General features: G+C 43.4%; 1 protein-coding gene. It reads left to right on the top strand.

Going from position 1 to position 318, the window contains the following annotated elements; translation table 11 throughout:
- Positions 1-318 (top strand): hypothetical protein (locus ETC07_RS16110; RefSeq protein ID WP_205742566.1); only part of this gene is annotated, 318 nt, incomplete at both ends.

The raw sequence follows: 318 nt of genomic DNA, 5'->3' as shown, positions 1-318 counted from the left end.
AACTTTTTATTGCAGGAGAATATGCGGTTACTCGTCTAGGAGGTTTAGCTCTGGTAACGAGTCTTGAGAGTGATTTCCAAGTGGTTATTTCAGAAGTAGAGGGCCACAGTCTTTTAGAAACGAATGTGGCAATGCCTGCTCATGCCTTCTCAGTAAAGGAAATTAAACCTGAGCAGAGCGGGCCTTGGAATTTTGTCATGACGGCTATCAAGTATATGAGTAAAGAAGTTGAATTGACCCGGGAATTTCACTTGGAAATCAAGAGTGGACTGGGTTTTGGCGAAAACAAGAAGGGTTATGGCTCATCAGCTTGTGTCG

The organism is Halomonas borealis (assembly GCF_004798905.1).
Taxonomy (GTDB): domain Bacteria; phylum Pseudomonadota; class Gammaproteobacteria; order Pseudomonadales; family Halomonadaceae; genus Halomonas; species Halomonas borealis.
Note: the sequence above shows the minus strand (reverse complement) of the source record. Positions and strands in the feature narration are given on the sequence as shown.